Annotated in this window: 1 protein-coding gene; it reads right to left on the bottom strand. The window is 38.3% G+C overall.

Going from position 1 to position 1,031, the window contains the following annotated elements; all coding sequences use genetic code 11:
* The coding region (locus tag HF990_RS14920) for a transposase (protein ID WP_168412890.1) at window positions 1–995 on the bottom strand (995 nt) is incomplete at its 3' end.
* Between the last annotated feature and the right edge of the window lie 36 nt (window positions 996–1,031).

Below are 1,031 nucleotides of genomic sequence, written 5' to 3'. Positions count from 1 at the left end.
TTGAAATGCATTTTTGCTTTCTTTCCTGTACGATGACGGACATTGTTTAATTGAAAGTATTCCTTTAAATAAGCGTTAACGCGTTCGACTGCTGTACGTTCTTGATAAAGCTGTTTCCATCGTTCTGTCCCACGTGCTGGATAGGTAAATTTACGGATATCTATATCACATTTGATTTTGAAAACTTTTTGGCAAAGGGTGTCTTCTCGTAATGGGCAAGTTGCACATTCCTTTGGACGTGTGAATTTTAATGTATTGTACTTAGCGTCAAAGCTGTCATATTGGTAACTATGTTCACGCACACAGGTTGGACGAAAATGTTCATCGAATCCTATATATTCTCCTTCTCGGCGAACGTTGTAAGGAATCACGACTCGCATGGACTGTGATACGGCTTGACGGTAAATAGGTTCAACATCATAACCAGCATCAAATATAGCTATTGTAAATTGACCGTTTCCTAAGTGATGAAGTTTTTTCAATAATGGAATCGCAGCTTTACAATCACTTAAATTACCTGAGGACATCAAACGAGTGATGATATATTGACTTTTCGTCGAAACAGCTAAATGTGCTTTATAACCAAACCAGAATGTATTTTTTCCTTTACTATTCTTTTTCACACCCCATTTTGGCTCAATCGGTACATCCTTCCAAAGGGTTTCTAATGGGATATCCAGCTGTTCTTTCAGTTCTTTTTCATAGGTTGATTGATTTCCTTTTTTCTCTACTTGTTCGGCTAACCAAACAGCTCGTTCAGCTTTAGTTTTACGACCACGTTTTTTAGGAGTTTTAGGTGCTTTCTTTTCTGATGGTGTGAAAGCATCACGAGCTTCAAAGTGACTCGCATCGATGGCGACATGTTCATCATTTAGAAAGCCTTCCAACATCGCTGTTTTGATGAGTGTATCGTTCATTTTATCTAGCACATCTGATTCACTAATGACTTGAATCATGCGTGAATAAGAGCTTTCAGATGGTACGACATCAGACACAAGGAATCCACAGTCGAAACGAAATAAAGGATCATG

It is taken from the genome of Ureibacillus thermosphaericus, assembly GCF_012396605.1.
GTDB classification, from domain to species: Bacteria; Bacillota; Bacilli; order Bacillales_A; family Planococcaceae; genus Ureibacillus; species Ureibacillus thermosphaericus.
Note: the sequence above shows the minus strand (reverse complement) of the source record. Positions and strands in the feature narration are given on the sequence as shown.